Annotated in this window: 18 protein-coding genes; 8 read left to right on the top strand and 10 right to left on the bottom strand. The window is 60.7% G+C overall.

The annotated features are described in order from the left end of the window. Window positions 1-109: 109 nt before the first annotated feature. Window positions 110-2,149: an alpha-amylase family glycosyl hydrolase gene (locus tag E5J99_RS13345; protein ID WP_135498309.1), complete on the top strand. Its 2,040-nt coding sequence runs from the start codon at window positions 110-112 to the stop codon at window positions 2,147-2,149. A 221-nt stretch (window positions 2,150-2,370) separates the two neighbouring features. Here the strand turns inward: E5J99_RS13345 and E5J99_RS13340 are convergent, their stop codons facing one another. Together E5J99_RS13340 and E5J99_RS13335 are read right to left on the bottom strand one after the other, a co-directional pair. Next, window positions 2,371-2,844 carry a YdeI/OmpD-associated family protein gene (locus E5J99_RS13340; RefSeq protein ID WP_135498308.1) on the bottom strand — a complete coding sequence of 158 codons (474 nt, stop codon included), beginning with the start codon at window positions 2,842-2,844 and terminating at the stop codon, window positions 2,371-2,373. Between the two features lie 36 nt (window positions 2,845-2,880). Continuing rightward, window positions 2,881-3,882: a glycosyltransferase gene (locus tag E5J99_RS13335; RefSeq protein ID WP_135498307.1), complete on the bottom strand. Its 1,002-nt coding sequence runs from the start codon at window positions 3,880-3,882 to the stop codon at window positions 2,881-2,883. 192 nt (window positions 3,883-4,074) lie between these two features. Here E5J99_RS13335 and E5J99_RS13330 point away from each other — a divergent pair, with 192 nt between their 5' ends. Both E5J99_RS13330 and E5J99_RS13325 read left to right on the top strand, forming a co-directional pair. Next, window positions 4,075-6,525, top strand: a complete 2,451-nt coding sequence (locus tag E5J99_RS13330; RefSeq protein ID WP_245318959.1) for a glycoside hydrolase family 31 protein — start codon at window positions 4,075-4,077, stop codon at window positions 6,523-6,525. A 348-nt stretch (window positions 6,526-6,873) separates the two neighbouring features. Further along, window positions 6,874-7,818: a hypothetical protein gene (locus tag E5J99_RS13325; RefSeq protein WP_135498306.1), complete on the top strand. Its 945-nt coding sequence runs from the start codon at window positions 6,874-6,876 to the stop codon at window positions 7,816-7,818. Between the two features lie 642 nt (window positions 7,819-8,460). On the opposite strand, the gene E5J99_RS13320 is transcribed toward E5J99_RS13325, so the two are convergent. The 4 genes from E5J99_RS13320 to E5J99_RS13305 form a co-directional block, all read right to left on the bottom strand. Next, window positions 8,461-9,546 carry a lipase family alpha/beta hydrolase gene (locus E5J99_RS13320; RefSeq protein ID WP_135498305.1) on the bottom strand — a complete coding sequence of 362 codons (1,086 nt, stop codon included), beginning with the start codon at window positions 9,544-9,546 and terminating at the stop codon, window positions 8,461-8,463. Beyond that, window positions 9,543-10,472: a T9SS type A sorting domain-containing protein gene (locus E5J99_RS13315; RefSeq protein ID WP_135498304.1), complete on the bottom strand. Its 930-nt coding sequence runs from the start codon at window positions 10,470-10,472 to the stop codon at window positions 9,543-9,545. Before E5J99_RS13315 ends, E5J99_RS13320 begins: the two co-directional genes overlap by 4 nt. A 114-nt stretch (window positions 10,473-10,586) precedes the next feature. After that, window positions 10,587-11,438: a rhomboid family intramembrane serine protease gene (locus tag E5J99_RS13310; RefSeq protein WP_135498303.1), complete on the bottom strand. Its 852-nt coding sequence runs from the start codon at window positions 11,436-11,438 to the stop codon at window positions 10,587-10,589. 66 nt (window positions 11,439-11,504) lie between these two features. Next, window positions 11,505-12,371, bottom strand: coding sequence for a hypothetical protein (locus tag E5J99_RS13305; RefSeq protein ID WP_135498302.1), 867 nt, complete (start codon window positions 12,369-12,371; stop codon window positions 11,505-11,507). Between the two features lie 173 nt (window positions 12,372-12,544). On the opposite strand from E5J99_RS13305, the gene E5J99_RS13300 reads away from it, so the two are divergent. From E5J99_RS13300 to E5J99_RS13290, 3 genes are all read left to right on the top strand, one after another. Then, a complete protein-coding gene (locus tag E5J99_RS13300) occupies window positions 12,545-12,832 on the top strand; it encodes a hypothetical protein (RefSeq protein WP_135498301.1) in 288 nt (95 codons plus the stop codon). A gap of 188 nt (window positions 12,833-13,020) precedes the next feature. Continuing rightward, a complete protein-coding gene (locus tag E5J99_RS13295) occupies window positions 13,021-14,784 on the top strand; it encodes a family 10 glycosylhydrolase (protein ID WP_135498300.1) in 1,764 nt (587 codons plus the stop codon). 508 nt (window positions 14,785-15,292) lie between these two features. After that, a complete protein-coding gene (locus tag E5J99_RS13290; protein ID WP_394345950.1) occupies window positions 15,293-15,553 on the top strand; it encodes a RagB/SusD family nutrient uptake outer membrane protein in 261 nt (86 codons plus the stop codon). A gap of 174 nt (window positions 15,554-15,727) precedes the next feature. On the opposite strand, the gene E5J99_RS13285 is transcribed toward E5J99_RS13290, so the two are convergent. Next, the gene (locus E5J99_RS13285; RefSeq protein ID WP_135498298.1) at window positions 15,728-16,156 is read right to left on the bottom strand and encodes a Fur family transcriptional regulator; all 429 of its coding nucleotides are present in this window, start codon (window positions 16,154-16,156) and stop codon (window positions 15,728-15,730) included. Between the two features lie 178 nt (window positions 16,157-16,334). Here E5J99_RS13285 and E5J99_RS13280 point away from each other — a divergent pair, with 178 nt between their 5' ends. Further along, window positions 16,335-17,531, top strand: a complete 1,197-nt coding sequence (locus E5J99_RS13280; protein WP_245318956.1) for an acyltransferase family protein — start codon at window positions 16,335-16,337, stop codon at window positions 17,529-17,531. A gap of 768 nt (window positions 17,532-18,299) precedes the next feature. Continuing rightward, a complete protein-coding gene (locus E5J99_RS13275; RefSeq protein WP_135498297.1) occupies window positions 18,300-18,791 on the top strand; it encodes a DUF2059 domain-containing protein in 492 nt (163 codons plus the stop codon). A gap of 104 nt (window positions 18,792-18,895) precedes the next feature. On the opposite strand, the gene E5J99_RS13270 is transcribed toward E5J99_RS13275, so the two are convergent. The 3 genes from E5J99_RS13270 to E5J99_RS13260 all read right to left on the bottom strand — a co-directional run bounded on the left by E5J99_RS13270 (window position 18,896) and on the right by E5J99_RS13260 (window position 25,167). Next, on the bottom strand, window positions 18,896-20,521 hold the full coding sequence (locus E5J99_RS13270; protein WP_135498296.1) for a 3-(methylthio)propionyl-CoA ligase: 1,626 nt from the start codon (window positions 20,519-20,521) through the stop codon (window positions 18,896-18,898). Window positions 20,522-20,731: 210 nt separating this feature from the next. Then, entirely contained in the window at window positions 20,732-24,040 is a 3,309-nt protein-coding gene (locus E5J99_RS13265) for a glycoside hydrolase family 3 N-terminal domain-containing protein (RefSeq protein WP_245318952.1), read from the bottom strand. 116 nt (window positions 24,041-24,156) lie between these two features. Then, on the bottom strand, window positions 24,157-25,167 hold the full coding sequence (locus E5J99_RS13260; RefSeq protein WP_135498295.1) for an alkaline phosphatase D family protein: 1,011 nt from the start codon (window positions 25,165-25,167) through the stop codon (window positions 24,157-24,159). Window positions 25,168-25,225: the final 58 nt, after the last annotated feature.

The raw sequence follows: 25,225 nt of genomic DNA, 5'->3' as shown, positions 1-25,225 counted from the left end.
GAAAAAGCAGACGAAATCCTGTTAGTACAATCGGCTCCGCGTAATGCTACCTTGCACCGCCTGCGCACTGCGTCAGGAATTGTAGTTTTGGCCCAAACCCCTCGTTGCTATGGATACTTCCTCGCCGGCCGTTGCCGCTTCTTCCTTGTCCCTGGTGCAGCACGACTCCTGGCTGGCCCCCTACGAACCCGTGCTCGTGGCCCGGCAGCAGCGCCTGCAGCAGCGCCTCGCCGAAATTACCAGCCGCTACGGCTCCCTGGCGAAGTTTGCCACGGCCCATCAGCAGCTGGGGCTCAACTACGACGGGCGGCGGCGCGGCTACTGGTTTCGGGAGTGGGCTCCGGCGGCCCAGGCCTTGTCTTTAATCGGGGACTTCAATGGCTGGGACCGGGGCGCGACACCGCTGCAGAAAACCGAAAGCGGCGTGTGGGAAGTGTTTTTGCCCGATAAGCACCACAAAGATGCCCTTCGCCATGGCAGCCGCTTTAAAGTGCACGTCGTGACCAGCGCGGGCGGCCACGACCGGCTGCCGGCCACGCTGCGCCGGGCCGTGCAGGACGAGCAGACCAAGGACTTTGCCGGTCAGGTGTGGCGGCCCGAGCTGCCCTACGCCTGGACCGACCAGAAATTCCGCGTGCAGAACTACGTGCGGGAACCCTTCATTTATGAGTGCCACGTAGGCATGGCTACCGAGGAGCACCGCTTGGGTACCTACCTCGAATTTGCCGCCAGCGTGCTGCCCCGCGTGCAGGCCCTGGGCTACAACTGCATTCAGCTGATGGCCATTATGGAGCACCCCTACTATGGCTCTTTCGGCTACCACGTCGCCAATTTTTTCGCGCCTTCCTCCCGGTTTGGTACGCCCGAGGACCTGAAGCACCTCATAAACGAAGCCCACAACCGGGGCATTGCCGTGCTGCTCGACGTGGTGCACTCGCACGCCGTAAAAAACGAAGCCGAGGGCTTAGCCAATTTCGATGGCTCCGGCGGCCAGTACTTCCACCAGGGCGCGCGCGGCAACCATCCCGGCTGGGATTCCAAGCTCTTCGACTACAGCAAGCCCGAGGTGCAGCAGTTCCTGCTGAGCAACCTGCGCTACTGGCTCGAAGAATTCCACTTCGACGGCTTCCGCTTCGACGGCGTGACGAGCATGCTCTACCAGCACCACGGCGAGGGCGTGGCCTTTGGCGGCTACGACCAGTATTTCGGCCCCGAAGTCGATGAGGATGCCGTGCTCTATCTGCAGCTGGCCACTACGCTGGTGCACGAGCTAAAAAAAGGCGCGCTGCTCATTGCCGAAGATATGAGTGGCATGCCCGGCCTGTGCCGACCCCTAGCCGAAGGAGGCATCGGTTTCGACTACCGCCTGGCCATGGGCATTCCCGACTACTGGATCAAGCTGCTCAAGCACAAGCGCGACGAAGAATGGAATCTGGGCGAGCTGTGGTACACGCTCACCAATCGTCGGGTGGGCGAGAAAACCCTGGCCTACGCCGAAAGCCACGACCAGGCACTGGTAGGCGACAAAACCCTGGCCCACTGGCTGCTCGATGCGGCCATCTACGACCGTATGCACCGGGACGACCCCAGCGACATCGTGGCGCGGGGGCTGGCCCTGCACAAGCTCATCCGGCTCCTGACGCTGGCTTTGGGCGGTGAGGCCTACCTGAACTTCATCGGCAACGAGTTTGGCCACCCCGAGTGGGTCGACTTCCCACGGGAAGGCAATAACTGGAGCTACCAGCACGCCCGCCGGCAATGGTCACTAGCCGATAATCCCACCCTCAAGTTCCAGTTTTTGCAGGCTTTCGACAAGGCTATGGTGACTACAGCCCGGCAGCGCCGCCTGCTGGCCGCCGCCCCGGCCCAAAAGCTGAACGAAGACAACACCAACCAGGTCCTGATTTTTGAGCGCGCCGGCCTGATCTTCCTGTTCAACTTCCACGTCACGGCCAGCATCGCCGACTACCGCTTCTTCGTGCCGCAGCCCGGCCGCTACCGCATCATCCTCACCTCCGACTCGGCCGAATTCGGCGGCTTCCAGCGCGTAGACGACACGTTGAGCTACGAGACGTTCCAGGAAGACGAGGTCAGCAAGCTGAGCTTGTACGTGACGAACCGCACGGCTTTGGTACTGGCGAGGGTGTAGGCTCTGGCAGCAATAATGAACGGACAGAAGTTTGGCTCCCGGCGTGGGGGAGGCCAGACTTCTGTCCGTTTATGTTTAAAGCCTATCCAAATAGGCTAAATAAGCATGACGCCCTATTCGGATAGCCTTTTAGTGCGTGTTTGAGAGTTGCTAAAAACCTCACTTTCGTCCTGTCGAGCTTTTTCAACGAAGCATCTCTACCGCTTCGTTGAAACAGAACGCTATTCCAGCTTCTTGCCGGCACTAATCAGCTCGATGGATTCCTTGATGCGGCGCATGCGGGTTTCGGGCTTCTTGGCCCGCTCTATCCACTGCACGTACTCGCGGCGGTAGGGGTAGGGCAGCTGGTCGAATTTGGGCCGGTAGCCCGCCTGCGACAAGGCGCGCTCCAGGTCCTGGGGCAATTCAAACGAGGCCTCTTCGGTGTCGAGCTGCAGCACGATATCCACGGCCAGGCCCCAGGTTTTATCAATGGCCCGGCGAATTTGCTTGCCCACCGGCAGCATGTATTCACCGTCCTTATTCAGCTCCAGCGTCAGGCGAAACGGGAAGCCGTCGATGGTGCCGCGCACGTGAAAAGGCGGCTTCTGCTGGAAGGTTTCGGCGGGGTTAAAAGGCATCAGCAGCTGGACGCCGCCATCGGTGCCATCGAGTTCGAGAGTCGCCTCGAAGCGTTGTTCAAAAGAATCGGACATGAGAAAGGGAAAGCGTAGGAAAAGCGTCAAGCAGCGCTACACACGGGGCGTAACGGTAGCCAGCGCCTCGTGAATAGCCGTGGTATCGGCGGCCGTAACCACCCGGATTCGGGTGGCGGAAAGTGAGTAAAAATCAACCAAGCGCTGGGCCAGCACCTCAGTGTCGGCCAGCACCAGGTCGGCACGGCGCAGCGCCAGGCGTTCCAGCTCCAGAATCCAGCCCCGGTCGGCGGGCGAGTCACGGTCGGCGGCCAGCGACTGCACGTGCAGCACCAGCGGCCGGCCCGTGAGCTGGCGAATTTCGAGGGCCGCCAGCCACGCGGGCCATGCCGCGGCGTAAATTACGCCAAACGGCTGACTAAGCGCCAGGGGCATAGCAAACCGGGCGTACTGAATAACCCGGAAATTCAGGTCGCCCTCCCCACTCTCATCCAACGACTGCAACGCCTGGGCGAAAGATGTGTGGGCGGCCAAAGCCGCCGGCGAAGGTGGCATAGAACTGCTCGTAGCGGTAGCCGGCACGTCCGGGGCCAGCGTCAGGTCGTTTTGCGGTTGGCTGAGGGCGGCGGCTTCGTCGGGGCCGATTTCGGTGGTGGCTTCGGCAAATTCGTCCCGGTCCAGCAGGGTTTGCGTTGTCGCGTCGGCGGTAGTGGCCTTCGAGCGCAGCACGGCGGCACGGCTAGCTACGGGCGGCGCCACAGGCGGGGCAGGCACTGCGGCGGCGGCGGCGGCAACTGCGGCCGATGATTGAGCGCTGGCGCCGGCATACGGAGCCGCCGGAGCCTGCCACGAGCCCGGCAAAGCCGTCGATAGGGTGGCGGCCGCCGCAAGTTGCTCCGCGCTCAGGGTATTGAGGCTGATAACGTGGTCGGTGGCCGTGAGCTGAGCCGACTCCGGCAAGCGCGGCACGATAACCGATACTGGCGTGTGGGCGGCCAGGCGGCGCGATACTTCCAGCGTGGGGGCAGCCCCCAATTCGGGGCTTGGTGCTGAATCATCCCAGCCCAGCAGTAACACGTTGAGAGGATGACTTTCCATAACAATGAGGTAATAACGACGAAAAGAGAAGCAGAAGAAAAAGCGCTACCAGAGGCCTGAAAAAGGGTTTCAGGCTTTTGAAGGCTAATGTTAGGCAAAATTCGCGGGAATCGTTTTTACATTGCAGGCTTAATTGTTGCGCTTCCGGCCTCGCCGGATTTTTTTTGCTCCCACTTCTTCCTCCACACACCGATGGCCGATACGACTCAGGAAAATAACTACATGGTCAACGACCTGGCCGCGCGGGGGAAGCAGGAGTTCTTTCCCGGCCCGGTGACTTCCTGCGTGCAGCACCACACCGATTTTCTGCTTACCTGTGCCAATGGCGTGCAACTCAGCGTGCAGGTCATTACCGATAAAGTTCTGCGCTTTCGCTACGCTACCGAAGTGGGTTTTGCCGCCGACTTCAGCTATGCCGTGCCCGCCGACCAGCCCCGGCAGCCGGTCGATTTCCTGGAGTTTCGCGAAAAGCCCGACCACTACCGCATCACCACCGACCGCCTGATTTGCACCATCGCCAAGGAAACGATGTACGTGCGCGTGCTCGACCGCTCCGGCAACGTGCTCAGCTCCGACGAGAAAGGCTTCCACTGGGAGCACGACGATGAAACCGGCAACGACATCGTGAAGATGAGCAAGCAGGTGCAAAGTGGCGTGCATTACTACGGCCTCGGCGACAAGCCCGACAACATGAACCTGCGCGGCAAGCGCTTCAGCAACTGGGGCACCGATACCTACGGCTACATCAAAGGTTCGGACCCGCTCTACAAGAACATCCCGTTCTATCTGGAGCTGCAGCAGAAAATTGCCCACGGAATTTTCTTCGACAACACGTTTAAGTCGTTTTTCGATTTTGCCGCCGAGCGCGCCGACGTCACCAGCTTTTGGGCCATGGGCGGCGAGATGAACTACTACTTCATCTACGGCCCTACGCTGACGGAGGTAACCCAGGAATACACGCGCCTGACCTGCCCGCCCGAGCTACCGCCCATGTGGGCGCTGGGCTACCACCAGTGCAAGTGGAGCTACTTTCCGGAAAGCAACTTCCGCGAAATTGCCAAAGGCTTCCGCGACCGGAAAATCCCCTGCGACGCGCTCTACCTGGACATCGACTACATGGATGGCTACCGGTGCTTCACCTGGAACCCCACCCACTTTCCCGACCCGAAAAAAATGGTGCGGGAGCTGGCCGATGAAGGCTTCAAAACCGTTGTCATCATCGACCCCGGCATCAAGATTGACCCCAACTACAGCGTGTATACCGAAGCGCTGGCCAACGACTACTTCTGCCACCGCGCCGATGGCCCCCTGATGCGCGGCTCGGTGTGGCCCGGCCTCTGCAACTTCCCCGACTACACCCGCCCCGACGTGCGCGAATGGTGGGCGGGCTTGTTCAAAGGTCTGATTCAGGAAGATGGCGTGCGTGGCGTCTGGAACGACATGAACGAGCCGGCCGTGTTCGAGCGGGGTACTTTTCCCGACGACGTGCGCTTCAGCTACGATGGCCATTCGGCTTCCCACAAAAAGGCGCACAACATCTACGGCATGCAGATGGCGCGGGCCACGGCGGCGGGCGTCAAGCAGTTCAGCTACCCCAACCGGCCCTTTACCATCACGCGCAGCACCTACGCCGGGGGCCAGCGCTACTCTTCGGCCTGGACCGGCGACAACATCGCTAGCTGGGAGCACCTCTGGCTGGCCAACATTCAGTGCCAGCGCCTGAGCATCTCGGGCTTCAGCTTCATCGGCTCCGATGTGGGCGGCTTCATCGACACGCCCGACGGCGAGCTGTACGTGCGCTGGGTGGCGCTGGCGGCCTTTCATCCATTCTTCCGCACCCACTCCAGCGGCGACCACGGCGACCAGGAGCCCTGGAGCTTCGGCGAGCAGTACCTCGACCTAGCCCGCGGCTTTATTGAGCTACGCTACCGCCTGCTGCCGTATATGTATACCACATTCTGGCAGTATGTGCAGCAGGGTACGCCCATGCTGCGCCCGCTCACGTTCCTCGACCAGAACGACACCGAAACCTACCTGCGTATGGCCGAGTTCAGCCTCGGCGACCATCTGCTGGTGTGCCCCATCACGCAGGCCGGGGCCGATGGCCGCTGGATGTACCTGCCCCGCGGCGACTGGTTCTACTACTGGACCGACGAGCCCAAGGCCGGTGGAGCCGAAGTGTGGGCCAGCGCCCCGCTCGACCGGATTCCGCTGTTCGTGAAGGCCGGCGCCGTGCTGCCGATGTACCCGCTGATGCAGTATGTGGGCGAGAAAAAGGTGGAAGAGCTAACCTTGCACGTCTATTATAAGGAGGGCACCGAAACGAGCGTCGTGTATGACGATGGGGGCGATGGCTACGGCTACCAGGCAGGCCACAGCACCACGCGCCACTTCACCGTGACGGGCACCGCCACCGCCCTGACCGTGACGCAAGCCATTGAGGGCGACTACCAGCCTTCCTTCGCTACCTACCGCGTCGTGTTGCACGGGCTGAGCTTCGGCGCGGCCCATGCCACCGTTGATGGGGAAGCAGTGGCGCTTACCACAACTGATTTGGATATGGGCTTTGCTTTGAGTGAGTTAGTAGTGTCCAGCGCATTTGCCACCGTCACGCTTATGGCTGCGCCAGTGCAGGTCGGATAAGGGATTTGGATTATTTCAGTTGAGGCCCCGCTGTCATATCTCTGGCAGCGGGGCTTTTTGTGCCTTTTGCTTCCGGGCTGAGATGGGATTTTAGCTACTGCCCAAACCTGGAGTTTATCCTGCTAAAAGGTGGATTGGTGTAATAAATTATAACTCAGCGAGAGCTATAGGTACGTTTGTATCATCCAACGGCAGCCAGATAAGAGGTTTCTACATTGGCTTAGCTGGTAAAGCTGTTCTACAAATTTCAACTCTGTTTCTTTTTTTTTCACACCTTCCCTTTATTATCGTTTTATGAAATTTCCAGTACGTTTCAAGCTGTCTGCTTTGTTTCTCGGTGCTAGTGTTATGGCTCTGTCGAGCTGCAGTAAAGATGAGCTGCAGGATGTGACGCCGGGCAAAGACAACCAAGCCAGCTCTTCCATTTCTCAGGCTCGCGCCGCTTGGGGAAAGTTTGTAAATGATGTACGCTTAGGTACCCTGGTCGACCCCGAAGGCCAGTACGTAAAGGATGGCACCATCGTGCCCAGCGACGGTGTGAGCCCGCGCCAGCACCGTCCTAAGTTCGATGTGCAGCGCCGCGACCTGAAGAGCTTTACTGCCTTCGGCTTTGGCAGCGAGCAGCACCTGATGCTGCCCGAGGAGCCTGTTGATGGCGGCAGCTATGGTGGCGGCGGCAGCGCGCCCTACCAAGGTTTCATCAGCAGCGAAAACGTAGCGGCTTATTCGGGCTCCGATAATCCGGCTGGCCATATTTATGACCTCAAAATCACCAAAGGGGGGGATGGCCCGCTGGATGGCTACACCAAAATTGATGTGGACCTCAACCGCGGGTCCGGTGGCCAGTACATCTATCTGACTTTCACCCGCAATCCCAGCAAAGTGCAGAAAGGCTCGGAATGGGATAACTACTGCATGAACGGCAGCTTCAATACTTGTAATGGCCGGCAAGTAGTAGGGCCGGTACGCGCTATCTGGTCGCAGGCATACAGCAGCGGTGGCGCATTCTACTCCTGGCCCGGTTTCACTTTCCCCACTTGGGCTCCTAATGGCTTAGGCGGCTGGAAGCAGCCCGATCTGAACGACGGCGCGGGCGGCGAATATATCTACGGCTACCAGTCGAAAGATGCGCGTGATGGCAACCCCATTGAAGTGGGAGTACTGTACGGCTCGAGCAGCAGCGTGGCACCGCCAGCCGGCTGGGTTAAAGTAGATGCCTCCAATGGCCAGGGTGTTGATTTGAACAAAGGTGCCGGTGGCGACTATGTGTATTTCTGCTACAAGCGTCGTTAATCATTGATTATTCTATTCTTATTCAATTCATCATTACGAGTTAATACTTATTTTATTGAATTAGATATTCTACAAAAAGGCCAGCCTGGCGCAAGCAGGGCTGGCCTTTTGGGATTTCAGAGCGTGTGCATCGTTGGCAATAGTTGTTTGTAGTGGTGAGTAGCTTGTAACTACTGGTCGTTCTTTTAGTAGTAGAATGATGGTGGGTAGTGGTCTGATTGAAACGTGTTTGAGTTGATGATTTTCGTGTGGCTGAGCGGCTGAAATAATGTTATAGAGCACTGCAAGCAGCTATGACGTGCCTAACCCAGGGTTTGTCCTTCGCAAGCGGGAGTTGGTGTAATATATTTACTTTCGACCATCAAAGGCAGTAATTTTATATCATCAGAATCGCAGTAAGGTAGTCCAAATCAGTGGGCGTAGCTGTTATTTAGGAATCGGATATAGACTGAAAGTATGTTATTTTATTTCTTGTCATAAGAGAGAGGATTTGATTTAAGCAAGAAGAGATTATAGCTATTTATATTTTATTAGATTATTGCTTTATTTTAGTATCAGTTATTTGCTTTATTTTTATTTATATAAAAAATAACCCGGCCCTGCATTGGCTGGGTTATTTTTTGTCCGGCTGTTGCTACTGGCTTACAAATGCTCGCGCAGGTACTGATATACCTCCGGATTCGAGAGCAGACCGGCGTGGCTCTGCTGGGCGAATACGCGGGTGTGCACCTGGGCCTCTGGTGGCAGAGCCGGGTCGGCGAAGATTCGGCCGACGGCGCTGCCAGCTCCCACCAGCCCGTCGCCGAAATAGTGGTGGAGTGCTGAGTTGGCGGTTTTGAGCAGCGAGCCTACGAGTACGTGGTAGGGTACGCCCGGCAGCGGCGGCACCACCGTGCGGGGCGGCATCAGCACATCGTCGGCATAGGGGCTCTGCCAGTCTTGGTCGACCAGAATTGCGTAGCGCAAATCCTTGATGCCATTGCTGCGCTGGTCCATGGCTTTGCTCAGAAAGCGGGTCGGGGCCACGTTCAGCTTGCGCAGCATCACGGAAGTAAGGTGGCTGTTCTGCTCCAGAAACGAGCCGTCGTTGGGCACGCCCAATAGAAATATGGACCGCAACCGGCCAATCCAGGTGGCGGCAGGAGCCACACCGGCGGTGGTATGCGTGCCGTAGTAGCCGGCGCTCCGAATCACCAGCCCACCCATGGAGTGCCCGACGAGTACCAGTTCCCCAACGGACTCCGCGTGCGTGGCCAGCAGCTCGGTAAGCAAGCCAGAAAGCAGCTGCCCATTCTGGGAAATGTGCAGGCCGCTATTGAAGCGCAGATACAGGCAGCGCACCCCTGCTTCGCGCTGCAGCAGCGGGCCATAGCGCGGCGTATCGGGCGTGCCGGCCTGCCAGATCATCTCGTCGCCCATCAGGCCGTGCAGAAACACGACAGTCGTGAGCGGCGGGCCGGTGAGGTGAAGCTCGGGCACCGCAATATCGGCCCCAAGCTGGCGGAAACTCATCTGAATAGCCCGGGCATCCTGGCGGGCGGCCAGCTGGTCGCCGATAGCGCCATTCAGAATAGGCAGGGTGAAATGCCGGTAGGCCTGCCCGGTTTGGTAGAGGTAGTCGATGCCCTGCACCGGAAGCGAAGCCGCCCTGCGCGCGGCGGCCGAAAAGCGGCGCCAGCGCGAAGGGCGCTCAGCGGAATCACCGGTGAAAGGAGTGGGTTCGGTCACGGAATCAGGAGTTTGTGTACTATCGGGCCTTCAGACGTATCGAGGCGCAAGGTATACACGCCGGCCCGATGGCCCCGCAAATCTACGGCGCGCGGGCCGCGGGCGTTGGCCGGAGCCGCTGCCTGCCGCAGTACCACGCGGCCTGTCACATCCGATACGGTATAGGCGGCGCGGGCCCAGCTGGCCTCCTGCATTGTGGCGAGCGTAAACAGCCCGTCGGTGCTGGGGTTCGGGTACACCGTTACGGCGGCATTGCGCGTTGCGTCGAGCGTCGAGGTCACGGTGCCGGTCATGCGTACGTCGTCGATATACAGGGCCGTATTGGCCAGGGACTCAGTGCGGGTGCTCGACAGGAAAATAATCTGGATCGAATCGGGGGCAATGGCCGAGGCATACTGCAACGGCACGGTGCTCAGCGAATAGCTACCGGTCGGCAGCAGCACCAGGCCCCCCTCAGCTACCAGCGTTTGCTGACCGTTCACTGTTTTCGTCAGAATCACTTGCACGGCTGCCGAGTCATTCGCCGCATTGCTGCCAGTCAGCTTGTAGTAGAACTCCAGGCGGGCGGGGCGGCTGGCGAACGGAATGCCACCCAGCGTGCCGGAATTGATATTGATGGTGCCGCCAATCCCCAACAAGCCCGGAAGCGGCCCCAGCAGAGCATTATTCTCGTTCTGGAGCCGGGCCGCGAAGTTTCCCCCGTGCTTGTCGGTGGTGCGGGTAGTGGTATTGATTGGGAAGGGAAACCCCGGCACCGCTGCCTGGGTTACATCGTTGAGGGTAAACCAGCCGGTCGGGGTCTGGCTGAAGCCGCGCGTTTCCCAGGTTTCGAGTGTGCCGTTGGGTAGCGCCTGCGCCAGGGCCGCCGAAACGGTCATCATGCTGCTGATAGCGGCTAGGCAAATAAGTAAAATTGTCTTTCTCATGGCCAGTAGAAAAAAAGGTGAGAGACAAAGCGTTAGAGCAGCTGTTGAGTCCAGCTGCCGGTCCCAAAGATACGACGTAGTGCCTGCCAAATACAATCACATCTTTGGGCGATGCTACTTTGTTTTGAGGAGTTGACGCCACACCGCGTAGAGTAGCCCCAGCCCCCAGCCCGTGAGCAGGCCCCCGATATGCGCCGCGTTGTCGGTGGTGCCCGTGCCCTGCAAGCCGGCCTGGAGCTGGCTCGGCACTAGCAGCAGCACCAGCCAGAGCAGACTGTAGCGCTGCTGCCGACTCAGGGGTACGGCCCCCGTCAGAGCCACCGCTAGCAGTAAGCCATAAAGTCCGAAAATAGCCCCGGAAGCTCCCACCGAATTCACGCCCGCCGCGTGCCACCACAGGCTGGCCAGGCTGCCGCCCACGCCACTCAGCAGGTAGAAAAGCAGCACCCGGCCCGGCCCCAGCCATGACTCGGTAAGCCGCCCCAGAAACAGCAGCGCCAGCGCATTGAGCAGTAAGTGGGCCAGGCCGCCGTGCAGAAAGCAGCTGGTAAGCAGCCGCCACGGCTGCCCGGGCAGCGTGAGGGGCGAAAAGTTAGAGCCCCAGGCTACTAATATGGCCGACTGCGGATGAAATATATCCGCTCCGGCTGCTACCATCAGGCCAAATACAAGGACGTTCAGCGTCAGTAGCAGGGGAGTAGCAAAATAGGCGGCGGAGGGCCTCAGAAGCCGCCGTAGGGTATCGAGGGCCAGGTAGTGCCAAGGCTCGTCGGGGGCAGGTGCCGGCAGATTGTCGGTGGCGCGCGGCGCGGCTGGCACCGTCGGGACGAGGCCGCGCTGCTGTAGCTCACGCACGGCCGCCGCGCCCAGGGCGGGCGGGTAGCGTGGGGCATTCTGGGCCATATACAGCAACTCGGCATCTGATTTTTGGGCAAACAGCTCGGCAAGACTAGAATTGGCAGCCATACTAGAGAAAAAGCACCGTGAGACCTACCCTGTGCCGCCCTCAAAAAGCAGGCCCCAGCCTACGCGCTACACTTGTGGCAGATCTTGGATAGCCTGCCGCGCCCTTTCGGCATCAATGCGCTTCTGCTGCTCCTGCCGGGGGCGTAGCCGCTGGGAGGCAGGCACCCCCAGTAGGGTTTGGCGCAGCACCATCACCGAGTCATTCAGATAGAGCAGACTCCGGTCGAGGGGCGGCTGACCGTAGAGGTACTGGTTTTTCATGGCGGCCAGGGTTTCGCGCCGCACCACGGCCGCGTGGCGCATCAGCTCCACCCGCGCGGTCATGGCGGGCTGCAGCTTGTGGTCGTACACCAGCGCGCTGGTCAGCCGCTTCCATTTGTCGAGCGTGATATCGACCTGACCGGGAAATGTGGAGTCGATGCGGGCTGCCTGCACCTCGTGGCAGAGGTAGTCGGTCTGGTTTTCGGCTTCCCAGAACCGGCGCGCCAACAGCAGGAATTTACGCTGGGCGGTGGTATCGGTGCGCTCGGCGGCGGGCAGCGTGCGGGGCATTTGGTGAAGCTGGGTGGCGGTCAGCGAATCGAAGGTGGGAAACACGTGCGTCTGGACGGCTACCAGCTCCCGTTGAGCGACGGGACCTTGCTTGTTTTGCCAGTTTTTGGTACCGGTAGGCCAGAAGTACAGGATTGCGGCCAACGCCAGCAGGCCAATGCCCACGGCCGGCATGCGCCAGTTGCGGGCCGGGGCCTCATCCTCGTCTTGGTAATAAGCGGCCGGCGGCTCGGCGGCGCGAGCTACGCCGCGCCGCCGTAGCTCGCGCCCGGCTGCCGCCACGAGGTCAGCATGGTAGAAATCGGGGTTCTGGGCCAGGAATAGCAGCTCGGCATCCGTTTTGGAAAGTAGGAAATCAGCGGGAGAAGAAGCCTCAGACACGGAAAAAGCAGAATAGCGTTGGGTAGTAATCGGCCCGTAAGTTGGGAAAAAGGTGGGGTAAAATGATGGCCTTGCGTCAACAAGGCTGCCCGCCCGGCGTATAGACTACCGCGTAGCCCCTGGCTGCGAAAATCTTTTTTGTAGTAGCTCATCCATTTCCTCTTTTCTCTGCTATGGCAAACCACCCCAACACCCCCGACACCACTTCCGAAGACAGCGGCGCTACCCCCGCAAGCACAACCAATTCCGGCCAGAACGGCACCTCGGAAAACGAGGCGCAAGCACCTGCGCAGCGGGCCCAACAGGAAAAGGATACTCCTAAAAATACCGCTACTACCAGCACCCAAAGCAATATGGGCAACGGCGACGGTATTCGGGGCGAGTACGGCGACGCCAGCCAGACCAACGGCATGGAAGGCGGTAGCGACGATGCCGGCGACGGCAGCAACCCGGCGAACTAGCAAACACCCATGACGGCCCCAAGCGGAGCCGTTGTACACGATGCCGCCCTAAGGAGCTAAGCCTTGGGGCGGCATCGTGCAGTTTATAGAGTGGTAAAAGCAGGCGTGAAAACGGATTTTGGGCGGCCAGCGGTGAATGCCGCCGGGCGACTGCGTAATTTGCCGGCGTTTTCTCCGTTTCTGTGCTGATGTCTCGATTATTTCCGGCTGGGTGCCTCGCGTGTTTTTGGATTTTCTCGCTGTTTTTGCTGCTGGCCTGTAGCCCGGCCACGGTGGCGCAGGACGGCCCACCCAAGCGGGAGCTGCGCGGCGTCTGGATTGCGACGGTAGAAAACATTGACTGGCCCAGCAGCCGCACGCTCACGGCTGAGCAGCAGCGCCGCGAATACCGCCGCATTCTGGATGTGCAGCAGCGCAATGGCATCAACGCCGTGTTCGTGCAGATCAGGCCCGCCGCTGATGCCTTTTACCAGAGCGACCTGGAGCCCTGGAGCAAGTGGCTGACCGGCCAGCAGGGCAAAGCCCCCAGCCCCGGCTACGACCCGTTGCCCTTTCTGATTGAGGAAGCCCACGCCCGGGGAATGGAGTTTCACGCCTGGTTCAACCCGTACCGCGCTTCTCTCGACTCCGTGACGCGCCGACTGGCTCCCACTCACCCTTTCAAGCGGCATCCCGAGTGGTTTCTGCGCTATTCCGGTAAGCTGCTCTTCAATCCCGGCCTGCCGGCGGTGCGCAGCTACATCACCCAGGTTATTCTGGATGTGGTGCAGCGCTACGATATTGATGGCGTACATTTCGACGACTATTTTTACCCGTATCCGGAGCCCAACCAGAAAATTCACGACGAGCTGGCCTTTCAGCAATTCAACCCCGATAATCTGCCCCTGGCCGACTGGCGGCGGCAGAACGTGAACCAGCTGATTGCGGGCCTCCACGACACGATTCAGGGCACCAAGCGCTGGGTGAAGTTCGGCATCTCGCCTTTTGGGGTTTGGATGAACCAGTCGGCGCACCCGGAGGGCTCCAACACCCGCGCCGGCCAGCCGAGCTACGCCAACCTCTACGCCGACTCGCGCCTGTGGCTGCAGGAAGGCTGGATTGACTACATCGTGCCCCAACTCTACTGGAGCACCAATTTTAAGCTGGTGCCCTACGCTACGCTGCTCGAATGGTGGACACGCAACCACTTTGGCCGCCACCTCTATATTGGGCAGGGAGCGTACCGGATGCTGGAAAATACCCGCTCCGACACCACCTGGCGCAACCCGCGTGAGCTGCCCCGCCAAGTGCGTCTCAACCGCTCGTACCCCACCGACGTAAGCGGCAGCGTGTTTTTCAGTGCCCGCTCGCTGATGTCGAACCCGCTGCACACCCGCGACTCGCTGCGGCAAAACCTGTTCCGCTACCCGGCCCTGATACCGACCATGCCCTGGCTGGATGCCGTGCCGCCCCGCCCGGCCCAAAACGTCGTGATGACCCGTGCCACGCCCGCCATTACGCTCACCTGGCAGCCTGGTCCCGTGGCCGCCGATGGCGACCTGGCCCGCTACTTCGTGGTCTACCGCTTCAGCAAAGGCCAAACGCCCACGCCCGACGACCCGCGCAATATTCTGGCCCTGGTGCAGAGCCACGCGGGAGGCAGTTCGGTGCTGGTCGATACCAGCGCCGTGCCCGGCACCGACTATGCCTACTACATCACGGCCGTCGACCGGCTGCACAATGAAAGTACCCCGGTCCGGGTGAGCACGCAGGGCAAAGTGGCCGAAATTGTGGTGGCGCAGGCTCCGTTGCCCGCGCCTGTGGTGCTGGCTCCGCCCGTGGCGGCGGCCCGGCCCGTGCCCACGCCGCGCCCGGCCGTAGTGCAGTCCGAAACGGCTGCCGTAACGAAAGTTAAAATCAAAACGAAGACCAGGAAGCGCGGTTTCTTCGCCCGCCTGTTTGGGCGGCGGTAGCGGTGGCGGTTAGGGTGTGGCGTCCTGTTCAACCGGCCGCAGTGGTAAGTAGGCGCGCTTCGCGACACTAAGAAACCCAAATGGCGGAACTGATAGCGTAGCTCCAGCGGGGCAGCCTAGTAGGCTGTGTCTGGAAACTCTATTTTTGGCAAAACGGCGCCCATGCTGAGCTTGTCGAAGCATCTCTACCGCACTAGTAAACTCATATACTGTGGCGGTAGAGATGTTTCGACAAGCTCAGCATGACTGTTCTGGACTTTTCAAACACACCCTAGTACAAAGCTGGCCTGCCGTTGTCAACGCCCCAGCGGGGCAGCACGTCTTGCCCCGCTGGGGCTTTTTCGTGCATTTTCCGGCCGCTGCTGCTACTATATCATCCCGCTGAGGTTCCTGTTCTGCCACGCAACTTGGGGCAAGAAGTATGAACAAGTGAGCAACAGAGCGTCATGCTTTAACCCGGCCCACCCTGAACGAGGCCCAGAGAGCCCGCGACGCCTACGTTATCCACTTGGCCGATCCGTATCTGGTGGCGGCCGAAGCCGTCACCCTGGACTTTATGCTGGATGAGCGCGCCCGGGAGCTAGCCGGTGGGCAGCTGCGCTGGTTTGATTTGAAGCACACCAAGAAGCTGGTGGAGCGCGTGCGGGCCAACAACCCCGAGGCCGGAGCCAGCATTCAGGACTACCATACGGTGCGGCCTATTCCGCAGCGCCAGCTCGACGCCATTACCAACAAGGGCGCAATTCTTCAGAATCGGGAGTATCGGTAGCTGGGGAGTCGCAGAGAGACAGAGACAGAGACAGAGACAGAGACAGAGACAGAGACAGAGACAGAAAGTGAGAAAGGCCCGGCTGGAGTTCCAGTCGGGCCTTTTGGGTGTACTCGAAGAGTCGCCTAACCGCTTCCCGAGTTTCGGCTGCCGCCGCAGGTTGCCGACCTGCGCTTACTCAGCGTGGCACTGCTGGCACACGCCCGACATCAGATAGTCGCGGTGGGTGGCCCGAAAGCCACCGGGCAGCTGCACGGCCGGAATAGCCACCTGGGTGAGGCAATACGTCCGCTCACAGGCCGAGCATTTGAAATGTACATGGTCGTCGGCGTGGGCCTGCTCGGTGCAGGCCACCGAGCAGGCCGCGAACCGAATGACGTCGGAGCTGTCGAGCACCCGGTGAATAACGCCTTTCTGTTCGAAAGTGCGTAGCGTGCGGTAGAGTGTGATACGGTCGGAATCGGCTTCCAGGGCCTGCTCAATATCGTTGCTGGAGAGAGCAAACGACTTGCTGAACAGCACGTCCAGCACGGCCCGCCGCATGGGCGTGTGGCGCAGCCCGTGGCGGGCGAGGGTCAGCGAAATATGGTCGGGAGTTGCCATCAGGAAGCCAAAAGTACGAGGTTGGCACCGAAGCGCGCGCGAGCCGCCGCCGAACCGAAAATTCAGGTACTAACAAGCGCACGGCCGAAAAGTGAGTCTGCGTCTTTCAGCGCCGTACCCGGCGGCTTTCGGTATCTTCGCCCAGGTCGCCGCCGCCGCCCGCTACTCCCCATCCCGCATGCCCAGCTCTCTGCCCACTGCCCGTCCCACGTCGGCTCTGCTCTCCGCCACCGGCCCCGCTGCCATGCCCGCCCCGCCGCCGCGTCTGGTGTCCTTGGATGTGTTCCGGGGGCTGACGGTTATGGCTATGATTCTGGTGAACAATCCCGGCGACTGGGGCCATATCTACGCGCCGCTGGCCCATGCCGAGTGGCACGGCTGCACCCCCGCCGACCTCATATTTCCCTTTTTTCTGTTCATAATGGGCGTTTCCATTGTGTATGGACTCGATACTGCCCGCCGCGACTATAGCCAGCACGGGGCGCTGCTTGGGCGGGTGCTGCGCCGCTCGGTGGTACTGTTTGGATTGGGCCTGTTTGCGTCCCTGTTTTTGCAGTGGGACTTCGCCACGGTCCGGATTCCGGGCGTGCTGGCGCGTATTGCGCTGGTCTTTCTGGTGTGTGGAGTGTTGTTTGTTAAAACCACCTGGCGGCAGCAGGCTTGGGTGTTGGCCGTGGTGCTGGTTGGCTACAATGTGCTGCTCCAGCTGGTGCCCGTGCCTGGTTTCGGGCCGGCCAACCTGGAGCCTGCCACCAACCTCGGGGCCTGGCTCGACCGGCTGCTGCTGGGCGAAGCACACCTCTGGAAAATCAGCAAAACATGGGACCCAGAAGGCCTGCTGGGCACGCTGCCGGCCGTGGGCACCGGCCTCATGGGCCTGTTGGCGGGGCGCGGCCTGCGCGCGGCCGGCCCAGCCGCCGCTGCCAAAGTGGCCTGGCTGTTGGTGGCGGGCGGGGCGACTCTGCTGCTAGGCTTGTTCTGGAGCAGCTGGCTGCCGCTGAACAAGAACCTGTGGACCAGCTCCTACGTGCTCTACACCGGTGGCATCGCCGCTGGCGTCCTGGCCGCCCTCTACTGGCTCTGCGACGTGCGCGGTTATCGGCGCGGCACCACGGCCTTCGTCGTTTTCGGCGTCAATGCCATTACCGTCTTTTTCCTGTCCAGCCTCATTGCCCGGGGCCTGAATATGTGGCAGGTCGCTAATCCGACCGGGGCGGGCACCATCAGCCTGAAACAGCGGCTGGTCGATCTGCTGTTCGTGCCCTACTTCCCCGATCCGTACCTGGCCTCACTGGCCGGTGCCACGGCCTGCGTGCTCATCTGGCTGGCCGTGTTGTGGGTGATGTATGAGCGGCGCATCTTTCTGAAAGTCTGAGCCAAGACTTGGAAAAGGTGATTTCAGGCGCTGCATCTGTTTAGAGGCTGTTTGAGTTGGTTTTTTTTAAGTGAAGTTGTTTAGAAAGTCGCCAACTGTAATCAGCACGTCATGCTGAGCTTGTCGAAGCATCTCTACCGCTTCTTTGAACGGCACCTACGAAGCGGTAGAGATGCTTCGACAAGCTCAGCATGACGTTCTTTTGACTTTCTAAACAGCTTCAGTATCAGGAATGATGTAGAGACGCATAGTTGCGTCTCATCGTTGAACAAAACCTGGCCTTGAGGCGCAAGCGACGAGACGCAACCATGCGTCTCTACATCACAATGACAGATTTTTGCTAACTCAAACAGCCTCTTAGGAAGTCGGTGTAATCAACTCAGCACGTCCTGCTCACCTGGCGTCCGCTTGCCGACGCATCTCTACCACTTCGTTGAAAAGCCCTAAGCAAAGCAGTAGAGATGCTTCGACTTTGCGCAGCAGATCTGATGGGCAACCAGTAGGAATACTGCCCGACGCGACTAGGTGTTTTTCGCGGGGCCGCTGGCTAGTATGAAGGAATACCACAACGCCTGGAATACAATAGCGGTTGAGGCCGTACCTTGCAACAGACAGCTGTGATTCCCGCGCCGGGACTCTTTCAGCGGCAACAGGTGTCTTACCCTTGTTTCCCTGCTGCGCCACTGACAGGCAGGCTATTTTACGTTTCATCCGGGGCGCGGCACCGGGCATTTCTATGCCGGGGCCTCGTTCTTCTACTTCGTGTCCGTGCGTACTTTCTTCTTTGTTCTGGCGGCCGGCTTGTGGCTGACTGCCCCGGCCGTGCAGGCCCAATCGACTACCGCTACCGCCTCGGCCTCTACGGGCACCCCGGCGCAGCGCAAAGCCGCCGCCGTATTTTTGAGCACGATGCAGGTAGAAAAAACGCTCGACGCGGCCGTGGATCAGATGATGACGATGCAGATAAAGCAGCGCCCGGAAATAAAAAGTCTGGAACCCGAAATGCGGGCTTTCACGGCTAAATATATGAGCTGGGCCTCGCTGAAAGAGGACATGATCAGCCTGTATGCTACTGAGTTCACGGAGAAAGAACTGAAGGAGCTAACCAAGTTCTACGAAACTCCGGTCGGCCAGAAATTCGTGGGGAAGCAGTCGGTGCTGATGCAGGCGGGCATGGAGCTGGGCCAGCGCCGGGTGCAGGAAAACCTGCCGGAGCTGCAGCGCACCATTGAAGCCAAAATGAAATCCCAGGAGGAATAAGGCGTCGCGCCGCTTTTACCGCTGCCACCGCTACCCACAAAAAAGGGTCGGGACCTCGCTTACGCGGGACCCCGACCCTTTTTGTGGGTTCTGCTGGGCCGCTGCTACGGAAACTCGTAGCCCGCGAAATCCTGGCGGAGCTTGGTTTTGAGCAGCTTGCCGGTGGCCGTATGGGGCAACTGCTCCACAAATTCCACCGCGTCGGGCTTCCACCAGCTGGCTACTTTGCCGTCGAAAAACAGCAGCAGCTCCTCTTGGCTGACTTCGGTGTCGGGTTTGCGCACTACCACCAGCAAGGGCCGCTCGCTCCATTTGGGGTGGGGCAGCCCGATGACGGCCGCCTCGGCAATGCTGGGGTGGGCAATGGCCAGGTTTTCGAGGTCGATGCTGGAAATCCACTCGCCGCCCGACTTGATGACGTCCTTCGAGCGGTCGGTGATGTTCATGAAGCCTTCGGGGTCGATGGTGGCCACATCGCCGGTCCGGAACCAGCCGTCGGCGGTAAACTGGCTGCGGTTGTCGGACTCGTAGTAGCCGCCCGCCACAAATGGGCCGCGCACGAGCAGGTCGCCGAAGGCCACGCCGTCGTGGGGCAGCTCCTGGTCGTGGTCGTCTACTATTTTCATGTCGATGCCAAAGATGGAGCGACCCTGCTTGGTGCTGATGGCAAACTGCTCATCGGGGCTCAGGCTAAGCTGGCTGGACTTGGAGGAATTGACGGTGCCCAGCGGCGAGGTTTCGCTCATGCCCCAGGCGTGGCGGATGTGCACGCCCAGCTCATCGTCGAAGGCTTTGAGCAGGGCCGGCGGGCACGATGCGCCGCCCACAATCATCTGCTTGAGCGTGCTGAAGCGGGCTTTTTTCTCCCGCATAAACGTGAGCAGCCCAAACCAGATAGTGGGCACGCCGGCGCTGAAGGTGACGTGTTCCTGCTCGAAAAGCTCAAACAGACTGGCCGCATCGAGGCCCGGACCGGGCAGCACCAGCTTGCAGCCAATTAGGGGAGCCAGGTACGGAATGCCCCAGGCGTTGACGTGGAACATGGGCACGACGGGCAAAATTACGTCGCGGGCCGAGCAGTTGAAGCAGTCGGGCAGGCCGGCGGCGTAGCTGTGCAGCACCGTGGAGCGGTGGGAGTAGAGCACGCCCTTGGGCTGGTCGGTGGTGCCGGAAGTGTAGCAGAGCGACGAGGCCGTATTTTCGTCGAAGTCGGGCCACGTAAACTCGGCGCTGTGGGCGGCCAGCAGGTCTTCGTAGCACCGGATATCGGGCAGGGCGCTGGCCGTGGGCATGTGGGCGCGGTCGGTCATCAGCACCCAGGCTTCCACCTTGGGGCAGAGCGGGGCCAGCTTTTCCACCAGCGGCAGAAACGTCAGATCGAAAAACAGAAACCGGTCGGCGGCGTGGTTAATAATATACACCAGCTGCTCGGGAAACAGCCGGGGATTGATGGTGTGACACACTGCCCCGATGCCCGACACGCCGTAGTACAGCTCGAAGTGGCGGTGGTTGTTCCAGGCCAGCGTCCCGATTCGGTCGCCGTTTTGCACGCCCAGCTCCGTGAGTACATTGGCCAGCTGCTTGGCCCGCTGGTGGGCGGCATGATAGGTGTAGCGGTGAATGCCGCCCTCCGTCAGGCGCGACACGATTTCGGTGGTGGAGTGCCACTTGGCGGCATGTTCCAGAAGCCCGGCAATGCGCAGGGGCTCGTTCATCATTAGTCCTAGCATGCTTCTCTGCTGATGGGGGTTTGACAGGGAAGTAAGCTAGGGTTTTTATCCGTCATTACGAGCGAAGCGCAGCAATCCGTGCTCTGCGTAGCACGGGCCCGTGCTTGTACCACAAAGCCCTTTCCTACAGGTGTAGAAAAGGGCTTTTCGCGTCGGAAAGCTCAGCCCCTTTCGGCGGCCGGAGTGTTTCGTTCGCCAAGACAAACGAGCTTACTCTTCCACCGTCGATTCCACCGGCTGCTCCTGCTTTTTGCGGATGCTTTCCAGGGCTACCTGCAGAATATCGGTCCGCACGTTCAGCTCGCCGAGCTTGTTGTTGCGCCGCGTCGGGTTTACGCGGTTGGAGAGGAAAATATACACCAGCTCCTGCGCCGGATCGACCCAGAAAAAGGTGCCCGTGAAGCCGGAGTGGCCAAAGCTGCTTTGGGAAGCGTCGTGGGCCGTATTGCCGGCGGGCTTGGCAGCCTGGCGGTCGAAGCCCAGGCCCCGGCGGTTGCCCTGGTCGCAGAACTGGCAGCGGGTGTAGTCGGCCAGGATGTCGGGCTTCAGCAGCTGCTGGCCGCCGTATTGGCCTTTCCAGGCGTAGGTCTGCACCAGCTTGGCCAGGTCGTTGGCCGAGCCAAACAGGCCCGCGTGACCGGAAAGGCCGCCGAGCAGGGCCGCGCCTTCGTCGTGCACGGTGCCGTGGAGCTGGCCGCGCCGGAAAACGGAATCGTACTCGGTGGGGGCAATGCGGCTGAGCGGGAAGCGGCGGGTGGGACGGAAGCCCAGCGTGGTGGCCCCCAGCGGGCCGTACACGTGCTGCTGCAAATACTGGTCGAAGGGCTTGCCGGTGAGCTGCTTCACGAGCAGCGGGTAGAGGTAAAACGACAGGTCGCTGTACACGTAGCCCGGCTTGTCGTTGAGCGGCGAGTCGGCAATCTGTTTCTGAATCTGTTGGGGCAAATCCTGGCGCGCCCACAGCTTGGTGGCCACCTGCAGCGGGAAGCGGGCCGAGGAGTCGGGGCGGAAAAAGCGGCGGCTGAGCTTGGCATCGGGCGCGGGCTTCAGGTTTGGGTTTGGTTTGGAGAAGCCCGCGAATAGCCGGGCAAAAAAGCCCGCAGGCCGGGTGTAGCCCTGCCAGAACGGAATCCAGGCTTTCAAACGGGCCTGGTGGGCCAGCACGTCGCGCAGCTTCAGATCCTGCTTGTTGGTGCCTTTAAAATCGGGGAAATAGTCGCCCAGGGTTTTATCAGGACTGAATTTGCCTTCCTCCTGCAGCTTCATCAGGGCCGGAATGGCCGCCGCCGCTTTCGTCACCGAAGCCAGGTCGTATATATCGGTGTTGCGCACCGCGCGGCTGGGTTTGCCCGCCTGGGCCGGCGCGCCGGAGTAGCTGTGGGTGCCGTAGCTTTTGCGCAGCACCACCGTGCCCTGGCGGGCAATCAGCACCTCGCAGCCGGGCATGGCGCGGGCGGCCAGGGCCTGCCGCACAATGGAATCGACTCGGGCTTCGAGCGTGTTGCTCATGCCCACGTCTTCGGGGAAGCCATAGCGCAGGCGCTGCCCGCCGGTAGTCGTCAGGCCGAAGCCGCGGCTGTACTTGTCGGTGACCGTGACGGGGAGCTTGCCGGTGGCCCCAAGGCCGCCGAAAATCACCTGCGCCGTTATTTCCTGAGCATTTTTACTTTCCTGGTAGGCCAGCACCACCGCGTCGGCGCGGTCCAGGTCCCGGATTTTGGCCACGGCGTAGGCATTGCCAAACACGCTGACCACCACGCGCTGCCGGGCGCTGGTCAGCTCGCGCAGCAGCAGGTTGGTTTCGGGCGTCACGCCGAAGCTGGTGGCCGGCAGCCGGCCCAGGTTATTGACCCCAACCAGCAGTGTGTTGTAGCGTTTGAGCGTGGCGCGCATCTGCGTCAACTCGTCCAGCGTGGCCGTCGCCGACAGCCAGTAGTGGTCCACCGAGGCGTAGTCGGCCACGAGACGCTGGAAATCGGTGGTGTCCTTGGTGCCGATAGTGAGCGTAGCCAGCCGCAGCGTGTCGAGGCGCTGGAGCGGCAGCAATGTGCGCTGGTTGCGCAGCACCGTCACCGACAGCGCCGACAGCTTTTGGCTGAGCGCCTGCGCGTGCACCGAGTTCAGATCCTGGTACAGGGTGCGCAGAGCAATGGGGCGATATTGATCCAACCCTGCCCACTGTTTCAGGGCCAGCACTTTGCGGCAGCGGGCGTCGATATCTTCCTGCCGGAGCTGGCCCGCAGTGATGGCGGCGCGCACCATTTGCAGCGCCAGCGGAATATTTTTGGAGAATTCCAGAATGTCGTTGCCGGCTAGCAGGGCCCGCACGTCGGCCTCGCCGGGCGGGTATTTGCTGATGACGCCTTTCATGTTCATGGCATCGGTAAAAATCACCCCCTGGAAGCCCAGCTGCTGCTTTACCATGCCCGTCACAATCGGTCTGGATAAGGTGCTGGGCATACCGGTCGTGTCGAGGGCCGGAATGTTGAGGTGGGCAATCATGATGCCGCCCAGCCCGCGCCGCATCAGGTCGCGGAACGGGAACAGCTCCAGCGTATCGAGGCGGCGGCGGTCGACGCGCACCAGGGGCAGGGCCAGGTGGGAGTCGGTGTCGGTGTCGCCGTGGCCGGGGAAGTGCTTGGCCACGGCCAGCACGCCCGCGTCCTGCATGCCGCGCATGTAGAGGTAGCTTTTCTCGGTTACGTTCTCGCGGTTTTCGCCCCAGCTGCGGAAGCCGATGACCGGGTTGGCGGCATTATTATTCACGTCTACCACCGGCGCAAAATTGACGTGCATGCCCAGCCGCTTGAACTGCGCCGCAATTTCCTGGCCCATGTCATACAGCAGCTGATTGTCGCGGATGCCGCCCATGCTCATCTGAAACGGGAACCGCACCACACTGTCGAGGCGCATGCCCGCGCCCCATTCGCCGTCCATGGCTACCAGCAGCGGCACTTTGCTCTGGCTTTGGTAGCGGTTCAGGAGCTTGCTCTGGCGCACCGGCCCGCCCTGAAAAAAGATGAGCCCCCCGATGCCGTACTGCTGAATCAGGGTCGAAATCGAGTCCTCATCAATGCGCTTGCGGTTGGAGTAGGCCGCCACCATAAACAGCTGGGCCACGCGCTGGTCGGGCGTGAGCGTGCGCATCACCGAATCGACCCAGCGCGACGAGCTGAGCTGGGCGGCGAAAGGCACCGGCTGGGCTCCGCGCAGCTTCGCCGGGGCCGCCGGCTTGGCGGCTACTACCTTGCCAGGCACCACGGCCGGGGCGGTGGCGGCGCGCGTTTGGGCCCGGGCGGCGGCGGCGGCGCGGGCGGCCTGGGCTTCCCGATAGTCGATAATTTCCTGGCGGCGCTGGGCCGCCCGCCGGGCAGCCGTACTTTTCCTGCCGCGCTGGGTGGTAGTCTGCGTGGTTTTCTTGTTGGCCGAGGGCTTTTTGCGGCGCTGCGCCGACGCGTCAGCGGAACCCAGCAGCACCAGCAGCAGCCACAGAAACGGAAGGAGGCGGGAAAAGGACAAAATAAGTCGCAGCAGTTAGGTGAAGGCCAGGCTGCGAATATAAGCGGAACCGAACAGCGAAGAGGGTAGGGTAAGGGTGAGGTTCCACCTGGCCGCTGCTTCGGCGGAGCGCCGCGCTATTTCACTTCGATTTCCTCCGAGTGAAATACCTTGTTGCCCTCGCCCTTGAGCGTGGCCGTAACCAGTAGCTTTTTGCCCTGCTGGCGGAAGCGCAGCAGGCCGTAGTGCTGCTGATTGACGCGGGGACCAACCCGGTACTGGTTGGGCTCCTCGACAATGCGCGGGTCAACGTGGGTGAGGCCGCTGGAGGTGATTTCGTAGATGGGCCGCGTCTGGCCCGCCAGCGTTATTTTCGACATTTCGCCAATGTGCCGGTCGCCGCTGACGAGCAGCACGCCCTTGGCCTGGCTCGAAATCAGCAGGTCGAGCAGGCGCTGGCGGGCGGTGGGGAAGTTGGCCCATTTCTCGTAGGGGTGCTGCTGGGGCAAAAACTGGATGCCTGAGCCTAGGATGTGGACGTCGGCATCGGAGCCGGTGAGTTGCTGCTGTAGCCACTGCCACTGGGCTTCGCCCAGAATGTCGCCGGTGGGGTTTTGCAGGTAGGCCCGGTCGGGGCCGCGCCGCAGCTCGTCCTGGTGGTAGCGGTCATCGAGCAGAATCACCTTGACCTTTTTGGTGCCTGCCATGTAGGTATAAGCCGCGTAAATGCCTTCCTGCCGCCGGCGGGGGCTGTCTTTGGGCTCCTGCAAAAAGTCGAGGGCCAGCTGCTGACTTTCCTTCTTGAAAGGATATTCCTTGCCCGCGTCGTTGCGGCCATAGTCGTGGTCGTCCCAGGTGCCGATGATGGTAGGCACGTCTTTGCGGAACTGCTGGTAGCCGGGCAGGACCAGCTGCGTATCGTATTTCTGCTTGAGCACCTGCATGTCGTTGGTATCGCCATACACGTTGTCGCCGAGCCAGATCCAGACCTGGGGTTTGTCGCGGGCAATAACGGGCCAGAGCGGCTGGGGCAGGTCGATCTTGTTGCAGGAGCCGAAGGCAATGGTCAACTCCCGGTTTTTTTGTGCTACTGCCGGGTTGGCCAGCAGCAAAACCAGGCCGGTAAGAAAGGACAAGGGCTTTTTCATGCTGTAAAGATGCGGATTGGGAAGCCACGCCGCTGTGAAGTGTATGTTAAGAGAAAAA

It is taken from the genome of Hymenobacter elongatus (genome assembly GCF_004745955.1).
Classification (GTDB): domain Bacteria; phylum Bacteroidota; class Bacteroidia; order Cytophagales; family Hymenobacteraceae; genus Hymenobacter; species Hymenobacter elongatus.
Note: the sequence above shows the minus strand (reverse complement) of the source record. Positions and strands in the feature narration are given on the sequence as shown.

Excerpts from the sequence above, each read along its gene's own strand:
- E5J99_RS13280 (WP_245318956.1), top strand. The coding sequence starts at position 16,335 with ATGCCCAGCTCTCTGCCCACTGCCCGTCCCACGTCGGCTCTGCTCTCC.
- E5J99_RS13300 (WP_135498301.1), top strand. The coding sequence starts at position 12,545 with ATGGCAAACCACCCCAACACCCCCGACACCACTTCCGAAGACAGCGGC.
- E5J99_RS13325 (WP_135498306.1), top strand. The coding sequence starts at position 6,874 with ATGGCTCTGTCGAGCTGCAGTAAAGATGAGCTGCAGGATGTGACGCCG.
- E5J99_RS13345 (WP_135498309.1), top strand. The coding sequence starts at position 110 with ATGGATACTTCCTCGCCGGCCGTTGCCGCTTCTTCCTTGTCCCTGGTG.
- E5J99_RS13330 (WP_245318959.1), top strand. The coding sequence starts at position 4,075 with ATGGCCGATACGACTCAGGAAAATAACTACATGGTCAACGACCTGGCC.
- E5J99_RS13295 (WP_135498300.1), top strand. The coding sequence starts at position 13,021 with ATGTCTCGATTATTTCCGGCTGGGTGCCTCGCGTGTTTTTGGATTTTC.
- E5J99_RS13315 (WP_135498304.1), bottom strand. The coding sequence starts at position 10,472 with ATGAGAAAGACAATTTTACTTATTTGCCTAGCCGCTATCAGCAGCATG.
- E5J99_RS13270 (WP_135498296.1), bottom strand. The coding sequence starts at position 20,521 with ATGCTAGGACTAATGATGAACGAGCCCCTGCGCATTGCCGGGCTTCTG.
- E5J99_RS13260 (WP_135498295.1), bottom strand. The coding sequence starts at position 25,167 with ATGAAAAAGCCCTTGTCCTTTCTTACCGGCCTGGTTTTGCTGCTGGCC.
- E5J99_RS13335 (WP_135498307.1), bottom strand. The coding sequence starts at position 3,882 with ATGGAAAGTCATCCTCTCAACGTGTTACTGCTGGGCTGGGATGATTCA.
- E5J99_RS13310 (WP_135498303.1), bottom strand. The coding sequence starts at position 11,438 with ATGGCTGCCAATTCTAGTCTTGCCGAGCTGTTTGCCCAAAAATCAGAT.
- E5J99_RS13285 (WP_135498298.1), bottom strand. The coding sequence starts at position 16,156 with ATGGCAACTCCCGACCATATTTCGCTGACCCTCGCCCGCCACGGGCTG.
- E5J99_RS13340 (WP_135498308.1), bottom strand. The coding sequence starts at position 2,844 with ATGTCCGATTCTTTTGAACAACGCTTCGAGGCGACTCTCGAACTCGAT.